At 70.4% G+C, this 18,867-nt stretch carries 15 protein-coding genes and 1 pseudogene; 6 read left to right on the forward strand and 10 right to left on the reverse strand.

The annotated features are described in order from the left end of the window. Positions 1 to 17: 17 nt before the first annotated feature. Entirely contained in the window at positions 18 to 347 is a 330-nt protein-coding gene (locus ABD330_RS07385) for a hypothetical protein (protein ID WP_344462073.1), read from the reverse strand. 238 nt (positions 348 to 585) lie between these two features. On the opposite strand from ABD330_RS07385, the gene ABD330_RS07390 reads away from it, so the two are divergent. After that, on the forward strand, positions 586 to 921 hold the full coding sequence (locus tag ABD330_RS07390; RefSeq protein WP_344462074.1) for a hypothetical protein: 336 nt from the start codon (positions 586 to 588) through the stop codon (positions 919 to 921). Between the two features lie 41 nt (positions 922 to 962). On the opposite strand, the gene ABD330_RS07395 is transcribed toward ABD330_RS07390, so the two are convergent. Continuing rightward, a complete protein-coding gene (locus ABD330_RS07395) occupies positions 963 to 2,027 on the reverse strand; it encodes an S-adenosylmethionine:tRNA ribosyltransferase-isomerase (RefSeq protein WP_344462076.1) in 1,065 nt (354 codons plus the stop codon). A 1-nt stretch (position 2,028) separates the two neighbouring features. Continuing rightward, positions 2,029 to 2,799 (reverse strand): SDR family oxidoreductase, encoded by a 771-nt coding sequence (locus tag ABD330_RS07400; protein ID WP_344462078.1) that lies wholly within the window; start codon positions 2,797 to 2,799, stop codon positions 2,029 to 2,031. 267 nt (positions 2,800 to 3,066) lie between these two features. Between ABD330_RS07400 and ABD330_RS07405 the strand changes: the two genes are divergently transcribed. Then, positions 3,067 to 3,771, forward strand: coding sequence for a DUF5995 family protein (locus ABD330_RS07405; RefSeq protein WP_344462080.1), 705 nt, complete (start codon positions 3,067 to 3,069; stop codon positions 3,769 to 3,771). Between the two features lie 49 nt (positions 3,772 to 3,820). Here the strand turns inward: ABD330_RS07405 and ABD330_RS07410 are convergent, their stop codons facing one another. Continuing rightward, entirely contained in the window at positions 3,821 to 5,287 is a 1,467-nt protein-coding gene (locus tag ABD330_RS07410; RefSeq protein WP_344462082.1) for a GuaB1 family IMP dehydrogenase-related protein, read from the reverse strand. Between the two features lie 317 nt (positions 5,288 to 5,604). Between ABD330_RS07410 and ABD330_RS07415 the strand changes: the two genes are divergently transcribed. The 4 genes and pseudogenes from ABD330_RS07415 (at position 5,605) to ABD330_RS07430 (ending at position 10,781) form a co-directional block, all read left to right on the forward strand. Further along, positions 5,605 to 5,799, forward strand: a complete 195-nt coding sequence (locus ABD330_RS07415; RefSeq protein ID WP_344462084.1) for a hypothetical protein — start codon at positions 5,605 to 5,607, stop codon at positions 5,797 to 5,799. 564 nt (positions 5,800 to 6,363) lie between these two features. Next, positions 6,364 to 7,131, forward strand: a pseudogene (rpsB, locus tag ABD330_RS07420) (30S ribosomal protein S2); the annotation flags it as partial. A gap of 198 nt (positions 7,132 to 7,329) precedes the next feature. Further along, positions 7,330 to 9,303, forward strand: coding sequence for a CHAT domain-containing protein (locus ABD330_RS07425; RefSeq protein ID WP_425555476.1), 1,974 nt, complete (start codon positions 7,330 to 7,332; stop codon positions 9,301 to 9,303). Between the two features lie 23 nt (positions 9,304 to 9,326). Then, entirely contained in the window at positions 9,327 to 10,781 is a 1,455-nt protein-coding gene (locus ABD330_RS07430) for an esterase/lipase family protein (protein ID WP_344462086.1), read from the forward strand. A 574-nt stretch (positions 10,782 to 11,355) separates the two neighbouring features. On the opposite strand, the gene ABD330_RS07435 is transcribed toward ABD330_RS07430, so the two are convergent. From ABD330_RS07435 to ABD330_RS07460, 6 genes are all read right to left on the reverse strand, one after another. Continuing rightward, on the reverse strand, positions 11,356 to 12,807 hold the full coding sequence (locus tag ABD330_RS07435) for a recombinase family protein (RefSeq protein ID WP_344462088.1): 1,452 nt from the start codon (positions 12,805 to 12,807) through the stop codon (positions 11,356 to 11,358). 227 nt (positions 12,808 to 13,034) lie between these two features. After that, positions 13,035 to 14,063: an alcohol dehydrogenase catalytic domain-containing protein gene (locus ABD330_RS07440; RefSeq protein ID WP_344462090.1), complete on the reverse strand. Its 1,029-nt coding sequence runs from the start codon at positions 14,061 to 14,063 to the stop codon at positions 13,035 to 13,037. Continuing rightward, positions 14,060 to 15,343, reverse strand: coding sequence for an aspartate aminotransferase family protein (locus tag ABD330_RS07445; protein ID WP_344462092.1), 1,284 nt, complete (start codon positions 15,341 to 15,343; stop codon positions 14,060 to 14,062). Before ABD330_RS07445 ends, ABD330_RS07440 begins: the two co-directional genes overlap by 4 nt. Beyond that, positions 15,336 to 16,781: a trehalose-6-phosphate synthase gene (locus ABD330_RS07450; RefSeq protein ID WP_344462094.1), complete on the reverse strand. Its 1,446-nt coding sequence runs from the start codon at positions 16,779 to 16,781 to the stop codon at positions 15,336 to 15,338. Before ABD330_RS07450 ends, ABD330_RS07445 begins: the two co-directional genes overlap by 8 nt. After that, positions 16,778 to 17,686, reverse strand: coding sequence for an SDR family oxidoreductase (locus ABD330_RS07455; RefSeq protein WP_344462096.1), 909 nt, complete (start codon positions 17,684 to 17,686; stop codon positions 16,778 to 16,780). The genes ABD330_RS07450 and ABD330_RS07455 overlap by 4 nt, the downstream gene beginning before the upstream one ends. Then, on the reverse strand, positions 17,683 to 18,831 hold the full coding sequence (locus ABD330_RS07460; protein WP_344462098.1) for an MFS transporter: 1,149 nt from the start codon (positions 18,829 to 18,831) through the stop codon (positions 17,683 to 17,685). Before ABD330_RS07460 ends, ABD330_RS07455 begins: the two co-directional genes overlap by 4 nt. Positions 18,832 to 18,867 lie beyond the last annotated feature (36 nt).

The following is an 18,867-nucleotide window of genomic DNA, read 5'->3' on the forward strand; positions in this document are numbered from 1 at the left end:
ACGCCCGGCACCCTGGTTCAGCCGTTGACCCGGTGGTACCAGAGGCCGACGGTGGCGCCGTCGGTGAACACGGCGCAGACCTGCCGGTCGTACCTGGAGGTGTCGAGCGGGTGGTTCGCCACGTACTCGTTGCAGTTCGCGAAGGTCCAGAACCAGGTCTGGTACTCGTAACACGGGTTGCGGCCACCGTTGTCCGCACAGTCCGGGGTCGGCGACTGACGGGTGGTGGCCGCCTGGGCGGGCAGCGCCCGGCCGGTCTGCGCGGCCGTCGCGCCGCCGACCCCCAGGGCGCCGATCGCCCCGGTGGCGGCCAGCACGGCGATGGTCCTGCGAAGGCGGAGCCTCATGGTGCTTCTCCTCGGTGTCGTCGGATGTGGTCGCTTCCGGCGCCGCCGGTCTTCGGCTCCCCGGGCGCCACGACAACCCAGAGTATACGAACGACTACCCATCGGGCACGAAGGGGCCACGCGCCCGGGCCACGGAACTCCGAACCTCTGGAGTTGCTCAACTCCGCTCTACGGCCGCCCCATCCGGGGCACTCTGCTCCCACGCGGCAATCGCGCAAGCAGAGAACGGGTGACAGAGATGATCTTCTTGCTGATCGGTGTGGCGGCTCTGGTGCTGTTCATCGCCCTCATGGCGAGCCTCGGCCGGCGACGCGGCAAGGGCGCGACGCACGGCACGAGCCGGGGAGGCGGGACGGGCGGGACGGGCGGGACGGACGAGTCCGGGAGCATGTGGGCCACCACGGCCACCATCGGCACCACCGACCAGGGGCACCGGAGCCACCACGGCCACCACTCCGGCGGGCACCACGGCAACAGCCACTCCGATGGTTTCGGCGGCGGCCACCACTCGGGCGGCCACCACTTCGGCGGGCACGACGGCGGCGGCGGCTTCAGCGGCGGCGGCCACCACTGAGGACGGCCGGGGACGGCCGCGACCACCACCTGGTTCGGCCCTCACCGCGGGAGCAGCAGGTTCACGTCCCCGAACTCGTGCCAGAGGTAACGGGCGCTGAGGGCCTCCTGGTAGCAGCGGGCCAGCAAGGGGTGGCCGGCCACCGCCTGGAGCATCAGCAGGTGCGAGGCCCGGGGTTCGTGCCAGCCCGTCAACAGGCCGTCGACCGCGTGGACGCCGCGCTCGGGGGTGATCACCAGGTCGGTCCAGCCGGCGGCGGCGTGCAGTCGGCCGTCCGGGCCGACGGCCGACTCCAGTGCCCGTACGACGGTGGTGCCGACCGCGATGACACGGCCCCCCTGGGCGCGGACGTGTTCGACGAGGCGGGCGGTGGGCTCGGACACCTCGAAGCGCTCCGGGTAGGGCGGCTCGTGGGCCTCCGGTGAGGCGACTCCGGTGTGCAGGGTGACCGGGGCCAGCAGGACACCCCGGGCCACCAGCCGGGTGACCAGCTCGGCGGTGAACGGGCGGGCTGCGCTGGGCATTTCGCTGCTGCCCGGCTCACTGGCGAAGACCGTCCGGTACGCCTCGATCGGCCAGTCCCGGTCCACGTACCCGTACCGGATCGCCTTGCCGTACCGCGCCAGGTAGGCCGTCAGCTCCCCCGGCAGGGCGAGCCGGGCGTGCCAGAGCCTGGGTGTGTACGGCGCGGCCAGTTCGGCCGAGGCCCCCGCCGGGAGCGTGATCCGCAGGCCGGGCCGGGCGGGTGAGGCCTCGGGCGGGTAGTACTCGGCGGCGCCGGCCGTCGGGCGGCGCAGCTCGACCAGGTGGGCGCCGCGCGGGTCGGGCCGGGCGGAGGAGAGGTGCAGCACGACGGGCGTGCCGTCCGGCAGCCGGCCCGGGAGGGCGGCGGGCAGGGTGGCGGAGTTGTTGACCACCAGCAGGTCGCCGGGGGCCAACACCTCGGGCAGGTCGGCGAATTCACGGTGCTCGGTGCTGAGGCCGGCCCCGCGCCCCACCAGCATCCGGACCCCGTCCCGGCCGAGGCCGCGGGCCTCCGCCGGGGCGCGGGCGGAGAGTTCCGGCGGCACGGTGAAGTCGAGGCCGGGCTCCAGGAGTGCGGACATCTCAGACCCCCGCCGACAGGTCGGCCGCCCGGTAGCGGCCGGAGGCCGGACGGTCCCGGAGCAGCGCGCGGAAGGCCGGGACGACGGTGGCGGGCAGCGGCCGGTCGGAGATGTCCTCGCCCGGGAAGGCCTCCTGGTGCATCCTGGTCCGCATGTCGCCCGGGTCCACCGCCCAGACCCGCAGCGCCGGCTCCTCGGCGGCGAGGACGGCGGAGGCGTGGTCCAGGGCCGCCTTGGCGGCGCCGTAACCGCCCCACCCCGGGTACGCCTCGACGGCGGCGTCGGAGCTGAGGTTGACGATCGCGCCGCCCGGAGCCGCGCGCAGTTGCGGCAGCAGGAGCTGCACGAGCGCGACCGGCCCGAGGACGTTCACCTCGAAGGTCTCCAGCAGGCCGGGCAGCGGGAAGTCGGCGAGGGCGGGCATCGGCGCGCCCGCCAGGTCGTAACCGGTGAGCGTGGAGGCGTTGTTGACCAGCAGCGCGGCTCCGCCGAGGCCGGCGGCGGCCTGGGCGAGCCGTTCGCGGTGGTCGTCGTCGACCACCGAGCCGGGCAGGGCCACCGTCTCGGTACGGGCGCCCAGTTCGGCCTCGGCGGCGGCGAGCTCGTCCGGGTTCCGGGCGGTGACGACCAGCCGCCAGCCGTCCTCGGCGAGTGCTCGGGCGAGTTCGAGGCCGAGGCCGCGCGAGGCCCCGGTGATGACGGCGACGGGAGCGGCGGCCGGCGGTGTGGCGGCGGCGGTGTCGGCGGTGTCGGTGACAGGCGTGTTGTCCATGAGACGACTGTCGTCCTTCGACCCGTCCCGGCGGATCGGTCGGCGGTCCTTGCGGCGGCTGGTCCTTCGACCTACGCCCGCCGACCGGCCCGCCTCAGCCCCCGCCCCTGCCCCTGCCCCTGCCCCGGACCCCTGCCGGACGCCATCGCCCGATCGGGGGCTGTACGCCGGGCGCGGGCCTTGTCATGGTGGGTCGACGACAGACGGCCGGCAGGACAGCGAGACCACGGCGACAGCGACGGCGACGGCGACAGGACGGGGCAGGCGATGACCAGCAGCGCACCGGCGAACGTACCGACGGTCGACCAGGTCGTCGACCGGCTGCGGGCGATCCAGGCCGGCCTGCCCGGCGGAGACGGTGTCGGGGTCTTCAACCAGGTGTACCTGACCGTCACCGAGCTGGTCCGCGACCGGCTCGCGGCGGCGTACTTCGACGATCCGGCGACGGTCGCCACCCTGGACGGGGTGTTCGCCGCCCGCTACCTCCAGGCGGTCGACGACGCCGCCGCCGGGGCCCGGCCGTCCGCCTGCTGGCGGCCGCTGTTCGACCTGCGCGGCCACCCGGGCATCCAGCCGCTCCAGTTCGCGCTGTGCGGAATGAACGCGCACATCGAGTACGACCTGCCGGTGGCCGTCCTGGACACCTGCCGCGCGACCGGCCGTGAGCCGCAGGACGTCGAGGCCGACTACCACCGGATCAACGACCTGCTGGCCCAGGTGGAGGCCCGGGTCCGCGAGGAGCTGCTGCCCGAGCCGACCGCGCTGCGGGTCGCCGATCCGCTGCTGCACGTGGTCGGCGTCTGGAGCATGGACCGGGCACGCGACGCGGCCTGGGCGAGCATCGTCGGCTTGTGGGAGCTGCGGCAGGTGCCGCCGGCCTACCGAGCCGTCCTGGCGGCGCTGGACGGCTCGGTGGGCATGGTGGGGCGGGCGCTGCTCACGCCGCTGGACGGCCAGGGCCGGCTCCCCTAGGCACCCGGGCACCCCTGCCCGTGGCCCTGCCCGTGGCCGACCGGGGGTGCTAGACGCCCCAGCTGGAGTGCAGCGGCTTGCCCTCGGCGTAGCCGGCCGCACTCTGGACGCCCACGATCGCCTTCTCGTGGAACTCCTCCAGGCTGTTGGCGCCCGCGTAGGTGCAGGAGCTGCGCACGCCCGCGACGATCGAGTCGATCAGGTCCTCGACGCCCGGGCGGGCCGGGTCGAGGAACATCCGGGAGTGCGAGATGCCCTCCTCGAAGAGGGCCTTGCGGGCGCGGTCGTAGCCGGACTCGGCGGAGGTCCGGTTGCTCACGGCGCGGGCGGAGGCCATGCCGAAGCTCTCCTTGTACTGGCGGCCGTCGGCGGCGGTGTGCAGGTCACCGGGCGACTCGTAGGTACCGGCGAACCAGGAGCCGATCATCACGTTGGAGGCACCGGCGGCCAGCGCCATCGCGACGTCGCGCGGGTGGCGGACGCCGCCGTCGGCCCAGACGTGCTTGCCGAGCTTGCGCGCCTCGGCGGCGCACTCCAGCACGGCGGAGAACTGCGGGCGGCCGACACCGGTCATCATCCGGGTGGTGCACATCGCGCCGGGGCCGACACCGACCTTGAGGATGTCCGCGCCGGCCTCGACCAGGTCGCGGACACCGGCGGCGGAGACCACGTTGCCCGCCACGATCGGGATCCGCGGGTCGAGACCGCGCACCGCGCGCAGCGCACTGATCATCGACTCCTGGTGGCCGTGCGCGGTGTCGACGACGAGCACGTCGGCGCCGGCCTCGATCAGGGCCTTCGCCTTGCCCGCGACATCGCCGTTGATGCCGACGGTGGCGGCGATCCGCAGCTTGCCGTCTCCGTCCACGGCGGGGGTGTAGAGGGTGGCGCGCAGCGCGTTCTTGCGGGTCAGCAGGCCGACCAGCTTGCCGTCCTCGTCCACCACGGGGGCGAGCTTGAGGTGCGCGTCGTTGAGCTTCTCGAACGCCGCGCGGGGCTCGATGCCCGAGTCCAGCAGCAGCGGGTTGCGGGACATCACCTCGGAGAGGCTGGTGAACCGGTCGACGCCCTGGCAGTCGGAGTCGGTGACGACGCCGACGGGCTTGCCGTCCTCGACCACCACGAGCGCGTTGTGGGCGCGCTTGGGGAGCAGCGAGAGGGCGTCGGCGACGGTGTCGCCGGGGCTGAGGGTGAGCGCGGTGTCGTGCACCAGGTGACGCTGCTTGACCCAGCCGATGACGTCGGAGATGACCTCGGTCGGGATGTCCTGCGGGATGGCGACCAGGCCGCCGCGGCGGGCGACGGTCTCGGCCATCCGGCGGCCGGCGATCGCGGTCATGTTGGCGACGACCAGCGGGATGGTCGTCCCGGTGCCGTCGCCCGAGGAGAGGTCGACACCCTGCCGGGAGCCCACGGCGGAACGGCTGGGGACCATGAAGACGTCGTCGTACGTGAGGTCGTACGATCCCGAGTAACGGTCGTCGTAGTTGCCGGTCTGGGGATTCAAGAAGCGCATGAAACGGGCTCTCTGACTTCGGGAGGGTAGACCTCGGGTGCGGTTAGGGCTGGCCGGCCGAGCGCACTCGGGCGCGCCGCACCCAACCGTCAATGCTTGCCGATACCCCGCCCGAAAGCCAGTTCACACGCGATCATTGAAGATCCACACAATGCGAGCCATCCAGGACTCCGCCAGGCCTATAGGAACCTACAACATGATGCCCGCGTTCCGGCGGATTGCGCGAACGGTACCTGGGCCGCACGTAGGAGACCGGCCACGGCACCGCGAGATCCACCGGATCAAGGTCGCCACCGTCGACAAGCTCCTGTCCCCCGATGCCCACCAGGCCATCCAGATCAAGCGCCGCCGCCCCGAGCAGGGCCGACCACCATCAAGGCCTCTACGCGGTCACTGGCCTCACGGCCGACCAGGCCGCCCCGGCCCAGCCCGCGAAGCTGCTCCTGGGCCACTGGACCATCGAGACCCTGCACCACGGCCGGGATACCACGTTCGCGGAGGATGCCTCCTAGCCGCGGACCGGCAATGCGCCGCGCGTGTTGGCCGCCTGGCACAACCTTGCCATTGGCGCACTGAAGCTGGGCAGTGCCACCGACTCGCCGCCTGCCGCCGCAACGGTCGCGATCCACGACGGCGGCCGACTACCCTCGGCCTCCCGTGATCACAGACTGGACATCCTCGCGACTTTGCCGAAGGCGTGGGAGGCGAGCCTGCCGCAACCGACTGGATATCGCCCCTAACGACCCACCACTGCGCCACAAGATGCACCACTTGAGGATCTGTGCTGTCCTGGCAGAAGGTGCATCAATCTGCGTGTGAATGAGAGTTGACGCCCTGTATCTGGCCGTCAGTGATGGCCACATCCAGTTCCCACCAGGTACAAAGATCCCGTCAGCACCCCACGGGCCAAGACGGGTGACCAGCACTTTTGCCCCGTAGCGCGCGATGAGGAATGGAGACCAGCTCCTTCCCGCATGGTTGCGTCGAGGGAGTTGGCGGACTCTTGGGTGTTGGGTCGCGGATTGGACTACCACACCCAGCCGGCTGCCGGGGACCTCTCCAAGGAGCACCTGAGTATGGCCGTCGTCACTATGCGGGAGCTGCTGGACAACGGCGTCCACTTCGGTCACCAGACCCGTCGTTGGAACCCGAAGATGAAGCGCTTCATCTTCACGGAGCGTAACGGCATCTACATCATCGACCTCCTGCAGTCGCTGAACTACATCGACCGCGCCTTCGAGTTCGTCAAGGAGACGGTTGCCCACGGCGGCAGCGTCCTCTTCGTCGGCACCAAGAAGCAGGCCCAGGAGGCCATCGCCGAGCAGGCCACCCGCGTGGGCATGCCCTACGTCAACCAGCGCTGGCTCGGCGGCATGCTGACCAACTTCCAGACCGTCTACAAGCGCCTTCAGCGCCTCAAGGAGCTCGACGAGATCGACTTCACGGATGTGGCCGGCTCCGGTCTCACCAAGAAGGAGCTCCTAGTCCTCGAGCGTGAGCACGACAAGCTCGAGAAGACCCTCGGTGGAATCCGCGACATGCAGCGCGTTCCCAGCGCTGTCTGGATCGTCGACACCAAGAAGGAGCACATCGCCGTCGGCGAGGCCCGGAAGCTCAACATCCCGGTCGTCGCGATCCTCGACACCAACTGCGACCCGGACGAGGTCGACTACAAGATCCCGGGCAACGACGACGCGATCCGCTCCGTCACCCTGCTGACCCGTGTGATCGCCGACGCCGTCGCCGAGGGCCTCAAGTCCCGCGCCGGTGTCGCCAAGGGCGATGTCAAGGCCGAGTCGGGTGCCGGCCAGCTGCTGGCCGACTGGGTGAAGGAGATCCTCGAGGCGGGCTCCGACGAAGCGGTGCTCGGTTCGCGACCGGCAGGTGGCAGCGGCGGCCCTCGCGATCCCGGCGACGGTCCCCCAGGCGCTGGTCCGCCCGATGAGGGAGAGGACCCATCTGACGGTAGAGACCATGGCGCGTTCGGCGGCCCGAGCGATGCGGAGCTGGCCAGTATCGACGCACAGCTCATCAACTTCTGGGTGACGGACGCTCCGGCGGAAGGCGATGGCCCACTGCACGTCGGGCGCACCTACACAGGCCGTTTCCAGGTTGGCGCCGACGTACCAGAGAACCTCGCCGGCGGAGATCGTGAGGTGCCACCGGAGGACATTCCGGCCGCCGGGCTGGGCACGACCTGGCTGATCTGGTCAACGACCGTGGCGCTGGGCGTGGTGACGGGCGATGCGACGGGCGATGCGACGGGCGTTACGGTCTCCACCGCTCAGGCCGGCGACCGTACCCAGTGGATGGCGCAGTTCGAGCTGATAATCCCCGCAGCTGGTGAATCCGAGCCGCGACTGATCAAGGTAACCCCGCTGGTGGCCGACGTAGCGCGGATCGAGGTGATGGTCCTGGTCGGTGACGACGTCTACCGTGAACTGACCATTGACCTGAGGGCTATCGACAGCAAGGGTCTACCCGGCAGCTCCGCCGATAACGGGTCGCCCCCCAAGGTATCAGCGGGCTCCGTTCAGAGCCCGGACGGCTCAAAACGGAGCGAGAACGCTCAGGCCCGGCCCCCGTGTGGTAATACCTCCAGCACCGCGTGGGTATGCCCGCCCTCATCACTGAACTTGCGCCGCCCTCACGGGTCCGCGACACGCCCGTGGAGGGCAAGCAAGGTCACGGCCAGGCGAATATTGCCCGCCGCGCACACTCAACTCCGACCCCCACACGGATGGCAGCAGCCTGGGGCCACCCTGACACTAACGCTGCTGCCGCCGAAGGCCATATGGACGCTGAAACGTGGCCAGGGCGACACCGCAACCCACACCTGGGGGAACGCGCACTGGGCTCCCGACGGTTCCGACATCAGGCCACGCATCCTCACCGCAAGGGAAGCGCTGGACCAGGTAGGCGAGTTCAGCTCCGAGCGGGAGAATGCCATCGACCCAGCGGACCTCTCCACGCGGCTCAAACGCTTCGTGCCCACGCAGGACTGGAATGCCGCTACTGGCATGCCCAGCGGACAAGCCCTGGCCGACTGGCAGCAGAACGCCTTGACCCACCAGATGCGCGCACTCGCCTCTACGGGCAGCGACCTCTTCGACGCACTCTTCCCGCCGCAGAGCGTACTGCGGGCGAAAGTGGATGCTCTTGCACCGGGCGACAATCTGCGGATCATCTGGTCTCCGGCCGAGGCCTCCCTCTCTCATGTCCCCTGGGCGCTGCTGTATCGCGGGGAGGTCCCGGCCGCAGGCGCCGCCGTGGACCCGCAGAGCTTTCTCGGCATGCGCTTGCGGACGGCGGATCTGGTCAAGACCTGTGAAGCCGACCGTTCTCTGATACCAACGGCAACACGAGCTCACCTGCTGTATTGGGGTGGCGATGACACTGGGGACGAGGTTCGTAGGCACCGATCCGAGCTTGCCCCCTGGTCGCCCTTGTTCCTGCCTAGAGGAGATGCCCAGCGCAAGGAGGAGCTCTCAGGCTTCCTCAGCTCACCCGGACCGCGTCCGGTCTCCCTGATTTACGTCTTCTGTCAGTGCTTGACGGGCTCAGGCGCTGCGCCGGTCCTGCGGTTCGGCAGCACCAACAGGGCCGAGGACGTTCTGGAGCTCATGGACATGGGGAAGACCAACCTACTTGACCAGCCGCTGGTGTTCATCAATGCCTGCGCGACCTCCGCAGCGGATCCGACATTCACCAACCAGCTTCAGTCGAAGTTTCTGGGGCGGGGCTGCCGTGCGTACATCGGCAGCGAGTGCAAGGTCCCGACGGGCTTCGCCGCGCGGTTCGCGACCACTTTCTTCCACTTCCTCTATCTCCGCGACTCGAGCGGCAGGACGATGGCGGCAGGGGAAGCTCTTGCCCAGGCCCGGAAGTTCTTCTGGGACGAGTACCGGAGTCTGGGCGGCCTCTACTACAGCTATGTGAACGACGATCGGGTATACCTTGCCCGCCCTGAGGACGTGGCGGCGCTCCGGTACCCCACCACCCCGTCCACGAGATAACCGCCCAGCCAAGCGAGGTACCCGTGATCGGCCCCCAACGCGAACTCGACATCGCCACAAGCTTCCTAGCGGGGGACACCAGCGCACGGCTGGCTCTATTACGGGATCAGGGCGCCACGCCGGTCCTGCAGCCCCTGCTCGGTCCGGCTGCGTTTTCCGAGCTGAGCGCACTCGCGACCGCTACCGGCAGCACGCACCTGGCCGACAACGGCCCGACGAACCTGGTGTTCGTCCCTGGTGTCATGGGGAGTGTCCTAGCAAGCGAGGGGATCGGCGGGATCTGGTGGCTTGACGTTCGATTTCGCAAGCACATCGACGACCTGGGCCTCTCTGCCGACGGGCTCGCCGACAGGCATCCTGCATTCCGGGTCACGCCCGTTGCTGTCGACTTCTCCTATGAGGGATTCCTCGTGGCTGCCGCTCGGCGAGACGGCATCCATCAAATCCCATTCCCGTACGACTGGCGCAAACCGCTACTGGCGAGCGCAGACCGGCTCCACGAGAAGCTGCTGGCCGAGCGCGATCAGGGGTCTGACCACAGGCCGATCCATCTGGTGGCCCATAGCATGGGCGGGCTCGTCGTCCGTACCGCGCTGATGCACCACCCCGAGATGTGGCGACATGTCGGCAAAGTGGTCTTTCTGGGTACACCGCACTACGGCTCACCTGCCATCGGCGGCTATCTCAAGAACCACCTGTGGGGCTTTGAGCTCCTCGCCCTGCTCGGCCGATACCTCAGTCGCGACACCTTCCGTTCACTGTGGGGAGTCCTGAGTCTCCTGCCAGCACCGGCCGACATCTACCCGGCGGTTTCCACGTTGGCCGGGGTCGCCGAAAACCCGCATCCCTGCGCGAACTTCGACCTGTACAGCGCGCCGGCCTGGCGGCTCGGTCTGTCCACAGCGGAAGAGCTGAGGCTTCAAACCGTCCTGGACGCCGCCGCCGCCCACCACCGCGACCTACACAGCTGGCATCAATCGCTTGACCAGAGTCTTCGCGACCGGATGGCCGTCATCGCGGGGGTCGGCTACCGCACCCTCTTCCGGCTCGCGTACATAAAGCACTTCGGATTCCGCTGGGAACACATGGATCGCGTCACCGAACGCACGCCAGGTGATCCCCACCGCGAGGGCGACGGCCGGGTGCCGCTCGCCTCTGCACAACTCGACTGGATCGGTGAGACGCGTTACGTGATGGGGAAGCACGACAGCCTGCCGAATCTCACGGCCGTACAGGAGGACATCTGGCGTTTCCTGGCCGGCCAGCCCATGCGGCTGCCCACCGCGCCGGCGGCTGCGCTCAGTGGCCATCTGGGTGCAGGCTCCGCCCTCATGGCCTCGCGAGGGCCCCTCGGCCGCGCCCCGGACGATCCGGGCTACCTGAACTTTGCCGCTCCCACCTCTGACCGGCTGGCCGAACTGGAGACCGCGCTCGGCTCGGGCTTCCTTCCTGAGTTCATTCAAATCCGGTTGCTGTGAACTGTGCTGGGCCCGAAGACCATGTCGACGCAGGCTAGATCACCCATCGCCTGCGGGGATACTGAGCCATCGAGAACAAGATCAACAGCACTGTGGAGGGGTCCGGATCTTCCCCGTCGGACTTTGCACCAGGGCTCGCTTCTTGCGGATCCTGCACTGTGAAGGTCTCCGATCGATCTGCTGACGCCGCCGGAGGAAAACCTGGTCCGCCCCGCCGAGGACCACCGGACCGAATACGCCGCCGTCCACCCACGAGGCGCTCGCCCGAAACCGACCCCACGACGTCCATGCCGGCCACGCCGACCCATTCGCTCACACCATTCCCGAGCCCGGAAGCCGGCCAGTTGCTTGACGCGGGACAGAATCCCCCATCAACGATCACGCCTCTGACCAGCACGAGCACCCCAGCGCCGCCCCACACCCTTGCCGATACCCAGCTCGAAAACCAGTTCACACTGTCGGCGACGGGTGAAATGGGGTTCTGGATCACTTTTGGTACAGGTCTGACGGAGGGTCACCGTCAGACCTGCACCAAAAGTGATCCAGAACCCCAAAAGTGATCCAGCACCCGATTTCAGCCGCTGCCGACAGCAGGTGCAGACGGACCGAACTGGGCACGCGAGTTGATGGGCGTGTTCTTTGCCTTAGTAGGAGCGGGGTCAACCCACAGTGCAAGCCCGTACTCAATCATCAGGGCGCCCCGCCGTTCGTCCGAGAGACCGGACCACACTTCGGCAAGAGACCGTCCGGTGCGGTCTTCCTCCCAGTGGGGTTCGACCTGAGGGACCATCTGGAGAACCTTCCGGCGCTCTACCAGGCGGGCCATCCGTTCCCGATAGTCGTCCTCGTCATCGTCGAAGAGGCCCACGTCCCGGTCGTCACGGAGCCGCCTGATGACAGCCCGGACCTCCGACAGCTCGCGGGAGGCATCACTTCCGGGGACCCATCGCCGTTCCACCTCCGGCAAGATGCCGTAAACAACAGAGAACTGCTCTCGCACCCAGTCCGCCACCAGCTCTGCCGGAACATAGACCGACGGGCTGTGCCCCGCAGTCTCCCGACCTCTGCAGGTGAACGCCCGCAACCCCGTCCCCGAGACCCACTGCTTGAGATTTCCGCCGCATACCGAACACTTCAGGCAACCGGATAGCCAATGCGACGCGGCCGGTGCCTTACGGGGGCCCTGCTCGAGTTCGGCCAGGCACGTCTGCAGAGCGTCCCACTCATCACGGCTGAAGACCGGCTCCCAAACGAGCACGGAAAGCCCATCGTCATTCGTCTGGACTCTTCCACCGGGAAGCGGTCGATAGCCGAGCATCGTGGGTGAAGCGAGGATCCGCTTCACTGAGACTCCTCGCCACTGCGCAGCCTCCGCCTTCGCCAACCCCTTGAGTACAGCGCCACGCTGTCGGCTCGTCGGTTCCTTACGGTCGTTCAGCCGCCGGGCGCACTCCGCCATGGTCGCCCCTTCGAGAACCCAGAGCAGCACCTCCCGAAGCACCCCGACCGCGTGAGTGTCCCGCACCAGCACCCGACCCTTGCCGCTCGGATGGTCGGCCACAGTGAGGCCATAAGGGATGCGCCCGCCGTGGAAGCGGTTCTCCTCCTTGGCCTTCCGCATCGAGTCTGCGACCCGCGCCTTGATCATCTCGCGTTCCAACTCAGCGAAGACCGCGATCATCTGAGCCATCGCTCGACCGGTCGGGCCCGTCATGTCGATGGGCTCGGTCGCCGAGACCAGGGCGACTCCGTGCTTGTCCAACTCCTTGACGATCTCGGCAAAGCCCAGGAAGGACCGGGCGATCCGGTCGATCTTCCAGACCATCACCGCGTCCATCCCTGAGAGCTGTTGGAGCAGTTCCTTCATCGCGGGGCGATCCATCGGCGAGAGCGCCCCGGAGACGCCCTCGTCGACGAAGGCGCCAACCACTCGCCCGCCGCGGCGCTTCACCTCCGCCCGAGCGGCTTCGTCCTGACGCTCGATCGACGTGCTCGCCTCGGTGGCTCGCGAGAGTCGCTCGTACAACCCGTATCTGTCCAACGTTCGAACCCCCAGGCCCATGTGACTGTCAATTAGAATTGTATGTGAGGTCATACACGGGCTTGAGGTTGTTCAGGAAGCGCATGGATGGGGCTCTCTGACTGGGAGAAAGTGGCTTGCAGGAACCTCCAAGCTCCACGTCCTCGGCTCGGGAGATCTCCGGCACGGCACAGCGCGGAACAGGGTGGGGACGACTCCCGCACCACACCCGCCTACGAGCGTGCGGGGCCGGCCGGCCACACCAGCGTCTTGCCGAAGTGCCGGCCGGTCAGCTGTTCCCGCAGGACCGCGGGGAGGTCGGTAAGCGGGACCTCCCGGGTGATCATGCGCTCGACGGGCAGCAGCACGGGGGCCTGCGCCGCGAGCACCCGGACGGCGGCGGCGAAGTCGCCCGGCACCGTCCCGTAGCCACCACCCACCCGCACCGGCTTGCCGCACCAGTCGGCGGCGGCCACGAGCTCGCGGCGGCGCACCGCGTCCAGGTCGCAGTCCAGTCCGTCCAGCCGGTCGCCGGGGGCGGTGCCGCCGTACAGCTGGACCAGCCCGCCGGGTGCGACCGCCCGCAGGGCGCCGCGCAGCACCGAGGGGCGTACGAAGCTGGTCGCGATCACCACCACGTCCAGCGTGTCGGCGGGCAGCGAGTCCAGCGGCCCGGTCCGCAGGCCGAGGAGGTCGAGGAGACCGAGTCCGCGCAGGAACGAGGCCCGGTCCTCGCTGCGGTTGGCGAGCACCACCTCGACGTCCGTGGTCGCCGCGAGCCCGGCGATCAGCACGCCCGCCGTCCCCGCGCCGAGCACGCCGAGGCGCAGGCCGCGCAGCTCCCTCCCCAGGTGGCGGGAGACCGCGGCGAGGCAGTGCTGCGCACAGGCGAGCGGCTCGGCGAAGACCAGCCTGCGGGCCTCGACGCCGTGCGGGACGGCCGGCAGCGCCGCCGTGAGGCGGTCGGCCGGGCCGGTCGCCCACATCCGGGTGGCGAACGCCGTCCCGCGTCGTACCCGTACGTTCGGGTCCAGGCTGACGCGGTGTCCCGGCGGCAGCTCCGGCAGGGTGGACTCCTCGACCACTCCGACGAGTTCGTGTCCGAACTGGCTCGGGCCGTGCCGGTCGCCGACGACCTCCTTGAGGTCCGAGCGGCACACGCCGGCCACCTCGACGCGGACCCGCACAGCGTGCTCCCCCGGCGGGCGCTCGGGCGGTGTGCGCTCCAGCCTCGGACCGTCGGCTCCCAGCACCACCCTCATCCGAGGGTCTCCAGCGCCTCACCGAAGCGGTCGGCGACCAGGTGCGCGTCCGCCGGGGTGAGGACCAGCGGCGGGCGCAGCTCGATGACGTTGCCGAGGCCGTGCTCGGACACCCGGGTGAGTACGCCGTGCCGCTCCAGCGCGCGCTGGTAGGCGTGCGCCTCCTCGACCGCCTTGCCGCCGTCGGGCTTCACCAGTTCCACGCCCAGCATCAGCCCGAGCCCCCGGACCTCGCCGATGACCGGGTGGTCCTTCTGCAGGGCGCGCAGGCGGTCGACGAGGACGGCTCCGCTGGCCCGGACGTTCTCCAGGAAGCCGGGCCGCTGCACGATCTCCAGGGTCTTCACCGCTGCGGCGGCGGACAGCGTGTGACCGCCGTAGGTGAAGCTGTGCAGACTGCGGTCCCAGCCGGCCATCCGCTCCTCGGTGAGGATCGCGGCCAGCGGCAGACCGCTGCCGGTGAGTCCCTTGGAGACCGTCATCATGTGGGGCTGCACGCCGAAGTGGTCGGCCGCGAACATCTCGCCGGTACGGCCGAACGCGGTCTGGATCTCGTCGAAGATCAGGATGATCTCGCGCTCCTCGCAGAAGCGCTTCAGCTCCTGGAAGTAGCCGGGCGGCGGGACGACGTTCCCGCCGACACCGCTGACCGGCTCGATCAGCACGCACGCCACGCTGCCGGAGCCGGCGTAGGTGATGAAGTCCTCGATCCGCTCCACGCACAGCTTCCCGCAGGTCTGCGGCGTCTGCCGGTAGAAGCAGCGGTAGCAGTACGGGTCCGGTACGTGCAGCGCGCCGGGGAAGCGGTGCGGGAAGGGCGCCCGCATCCTGGTGGTGCCGTTGAAGCTCGCGGCGGCCAGCGTCTGCCCCACGTGACCGCGGAACGGCACGATCACGTCGCGCCGCCCGGTGTGGTGCTGGGCGATCTTGACGGCGCCCTCGTTGGCGGTGGAGCCGCCGCAGCTGCGCAGGTTGACCCGCGTCAGGTTGGCCGGGCTGATCTCGACCAGCTGCTGCATCACGCGGTTGGTGGGTCCGGTCTGGAACGACGAGCCGGCGAAGACCAGGTCGCCGGCCTGGGCCCGGATCGCCGCGATCACCTCCGGGTGGTTGTACCCGAGGAGCAGGTTGAACGTGCCGGACACGCAGTCCAGGTACTCACGCCCCGTGCTGTCCCAGGCGCGCACCCCCTCGCCCCGCACCAGTTCCGTGTCGCCGAGCCGGTACTGCGCGAACTGCTGCGGGTCGGCCGTGTGGTCGCCCGTCGCGGTGTTACTCATCGCGGGCCCGGTGGTCGGCGTCCAGCCCTTCGAGCTGGGCGCGCACCCAGGTCTCCAGCGTCCACGGCTCGGCCGCCGCGCGCCGCAGCTCGGCCGACCTGGCGCGCTCCGCGGGGGGTGCGGTCAGTGCCGCGACGATCGCCTCGGCCTGTTCGACCAGGTCGTACGGGTTGACGATCCGGCAGACCGGGGCGAGCAGCTCCGCCGCTCCGCACATCTCGGACACGATCACCTCGGCGTCCCGCTCGTTGACCAGCGGCGCCTCGAAGGCGCTGAGGTTCTGGCCGTCCACGGTGGAGTTGAAGATCAGCAGGTCGGCCCGGCCGAAGCAGGCGAGGGTGTGCCCGACCTCGTTGTCGCAGTGGCGGCGCACCGTGTCCGGGCCCAACTCCGCGTTGGCGTCGGCGATCGCGGCCTCCACCCGCCGCACGTACTCGGCGTTCGCCCCGACGTAGAGCCGGTTGGGATTCATCCGGACGAGCATCCGGGTGCCACGCAGGCGCTCGTCGGAGCGCACCGCGAGGACGAAGGCCCGCACCGCGCGTTCCGCGTTCTTCGTCGGGTCGGTCCGTCCGCTGTGGACGACGAGCGGGCGGTCGGCCGCCCACTCGGCGATGTCCGCCGGCAGCTGCGGGGCCGCGCCGCCGATGGTCAGCGGGCTGTAGCCGAGCGGCATGGTGCGGACCCGCGTGCGGTGGCCGTGGCGGCGTACGACGCCGTGCTCCCGGTCGATCTCGGCGCCGGGCAGCAGATCGGCCACGCAGTCCAGGAAGTTGCGCGTCCAGCGGTCCGCGAAGAAGCCGACCGTGGTGGCGGCGAGCATCCCCTCCAGCAGGCCGACCCGCATCGGCTTCGGCAGGATCCGCCAGTAGTCGGGCGAGGGCCACGGGATGTGCACGAAGAGCAGGATCGGCGCGTCGGGGCGCTTCTCGCGCAACTTCGCCGGGACACCGACGAGTTGGTAGTCGTGCACCAGGTACACCGGCTCGGCCGCGTCGGCGGAGCTGCGCAGCAGCGCGTCCGCGAAGTCGCCGGTGAACTCCGCGAAGTGCTCCAGCGCCTGATAGGTCTCACCGCCGAAGGCCGGCTCCGTCCAGCGGTCCCAGCCGTAGTTGTTGGCCGCCCAGAGCAGCTGCGCGGTGAGGAAGTTCTGCACCACCTCGAAGGTCCGGCGGTCGTGGCGCAGCAGCTGGACGCGGATGTCGCGCCCGGATCTCAGGCGCAGCCGCAGTCCGTCGGGGTTCTCCCGGGCGGCCAGGTGGTCGTCGTCGGTGTCGGCGCTGGCGATCCACGACACGTCGAGCACCCCGGCCTGCTCGGCCACCACGTTGCCGGTGCCGCCGGGTGCCAGCCACGGTCGCAGCCTGCCGGTGTCCGGGTCGGGCGCGTAGCTGACGGCGGCTCGCTTGCTGGCCAGGAACAGCTGGCGGTCGGTCACGTCGGGTCCTCTCCTGAGGCGATGAGCTCGGTGCTTGCCTTGAGGACGTCCATCGGGGCGAGGTCCTCCAGTTCGGGGATGCCTGCGGCGCGCTCGCTGTGCAGGCAGGCGTTGCGCGGGCGGCAGGCGTAGGCGGTGCTGCGCTGCGGCGCGGGGCTCACCAGGCCGGGGTCGACGCCGTAGCCCTTGGCGATGTGCCTGGCCCAGGCGACCCGGCTCAGCCTGCGCGGGCCGCCGAGGTGCACGACGCCGTGGTGGCCGGAGGCCAGCAGGGCGGCCGTCCACGCCGCGACGTCGTCCACCAGGACGGGGCTGTTCCAGTGGTCGTGGGGCACGGCCACCGGTTCGGCCCGGCGCAGCCTCAGCGCGCAGCTGGTGAAGAAGTTCGGCCGCAGGCCGGCCCGGTCCCAGCCGTAGACCAGGCTCACCCGCAGCGCGAGGGCGTTGCCGGTGGCCAGCAGGGTCTCCTCGGCGGCGAGTTTGGCCCGGCCGTACGCGTTGGCGGGTTCGGTGGGCTCGGACTCGGCGCAGCTGTCCTTGACGCCGGGGAAGACGTTGTCGGTGGAGACCAGCAGGGCCCGGCGGCCTTCCAGGGCTTCCGCCAGGTGCGTCGCGCCGCCTTGGTGCACGGCGGCGGCCCGCTCGGGGTTGGCCTCGCACCAGGTGATGTCGGAGGGGCCGTGCGCGACGACGAACGCGTCCGGGCGGGCCAGCCGGACCAGGGCGTGGACGGAGCGGCGCTCGCCCACGTCGACGGGCAGCCAGTCGAGGCCCCGGCTCTCCGGGGTGGCCGGTCTGCGCCGTGAGCTGAGGATCGCGGTGTGCCCCAGCTCGGTCAGCCGCCGGCCGACATGGCCCGCGAGGTAGCCCGCGCCGACCACCAGGACGCGAAGCTGCCCGGTCATGCCGTCTCCCGGTCCGACGGCGGTGTCCGGGCCACCCCGCCCGTACGGACCGACAGGCGCTGGACGACCTGGCCGCCCGCCGCCACGAGGACTCCGCCGAGGGCGACGATGCCGAGCGCGGCCGACAGGCCCAGCGCGCCGGCGAGGGCTCCGACCAGCGGCGGGCTGCCCAGGAAGCCGGCGTAGGACACCGTGGTCACGGTCGAGATCACCTCGGAACGGCGGTCCGGGCCGACCGCGCGGCCCACCGCACCCAGCAGGGTCGGCACCACCGGCGCCAGCCCCACGCCGGCGAGCGCGAACCCGGCCAGCGTCCACGCGGGGTTCCAGCCCGCCGCCGCCACCGCGAGCCCCGCTCCGCCGAGGATTCCGCCGAGCGTGACCAGCAGGCGGTCACCGACCTGCGAGCCCCGCCACTGGGCGAGCATCCGGCCCGCCGACAGCCCCGCCATGTACGCCGCCGGGCCGCAACTGGCGAGGAACGGGCCCGCGCCGAGCTGCTGCCGCAGGTGGATCGCACCCCACTGCTCCACGCTGTTCTCCATCAGCAGGGCCATGGCACCCACCGCCCCGACCAGCAGGAAGGGGCCCGCGATCCGGCGCGGCCCGGTGCCTTCGGCGGCCGGAGCCTGCTCCTGCCAGCCGTGCGGGTCGATCGCGAGGACGGCGCTCAGGGCGACCAGCGCCGCGATCACGGTCAGCGCCTGGGCCGGGGACGCGCCGAAGTCCAGGGCCGCACCGACGGCGGGCGCGGCGAGCACCATCGCCAGCGGGGTCGCCGCGTGCACCTTGTTGAACAGCCGGACACCGTCCCTGGCCTCGTGCGCCGCGATGGTCGCGTTGAGCCCGACCTCGATGGCCCCGCTGGACACGCCGACCAGCAGCAGCGCGGCGGCGAAGGCCGGCGCCGAAGGCGCGAGGCCCACCAGCAGGGCACCGAGGGCGAAGACCGCCGTGACCACCGGCAGCGTGTGCTGGGCCAGCCGCCGCATCAGCCGTCCGGTGAGCAGCATGGCCGGGACGGCCGCGACGGGCACCGCGAACAGCGCCAGCCCGAGCTGCTGGTCGGTCAGCGAGAGATCCGCCTTGAGTCCGGGGATCAGGGCGGCCCAGCCGCCCCAGAAGAGGCCCCAGCTGACCGCCACGGCCAGCAGTCCGAATACGCCTGGGGCGCGGCCCCC

The organism is Kitasatospora kazusensis, assembly GCF_039529945.1.
Lineage (GTDB): Bacteria > Actinomycetota > Actinomycetes > Streptomycetales > Streptomycetaceae > Kitasatospora > Kitasatospora kazusensis.

What these genes read in the sequence shown, in the direction of transcription:
- ABD330_RS07385 (WP_344462073.1), bottom strand. Translation starts at nt 347, where the DNA reads ATGAGGCTCCGCCTTCGCAGGACCATCGCCGTGCTGGCCGCCACCGGG.
- ABD330_RS07390 (WP_344462074.1), top strand. Translation starts at nt 586, where the DNA reads ATGATCTTCTTGCTGATCGGTGTGGCGGCTCTGGTGCTGTTCATCGCC.
- ABD330_RS07395 (WP_344462076.1), bottom strand. Translation starts at nt 2,027, where the DNA reads ATGTCCGCACTCCTGGAGCCCGGCCTCGACTTCACCGTGCCGCCGGAA.
- ABD330_RS07400 (WP_344462078.1), bottom strand. Translation starts at nt 2,799, where the DNA reads ATGGACAACACGCCTGTCACCGACACCGCCGACACCGCCGCCGCCACA.
- ABD330_RS07405 (WP_344462080.1), top strand. Translation starts at nt 3,067, where the DNA reads ATGACCAGCAGCGCACCGGCGAACGTACCGACGGTCGACCAGGTCGTC.
- ABD330_RS07410 (WP_344462082.1), bottom strand. Translation starts at nt 5,287, where the DNA reads ATGCGCTTCTTGAATCCCCAGACCGGCAACTACGACGACCGTTACTCG.
- ABD330_RS07415 (WP_344462084.1), top strand. Translation starts at nt 5,605, where the DNA reads ATGCCCACCAGGCCATCCAGATCAAGCGCCGCCGCCCCGAGCAGGGCC.
- ABD330_RS07440 (WP_344462090.1), bottom strand. Translation starts at nt 14,063, where the DNA reads ATGAGGGTGGTGCTGGGAGCCGACGGTCCGAGGCTGGAGCGCACACCG.
- ABD330_RS07445 (WP_344462092.1), bottom strand. Translation starts at nt 15,343, where the DNA reads ATGAGTAACACCGCGACGGGCGACCACACGGCCGACCCGCAGCAGTTC.
- ABD330_RS07455 (WP_344462096.1), bottom strand. Translation starts at nt 17,686, where the DNA reads ATGACCGGGCAGCTTCGCGTCCTGGTGGTCGGCGCGGGCTACCTCGCG.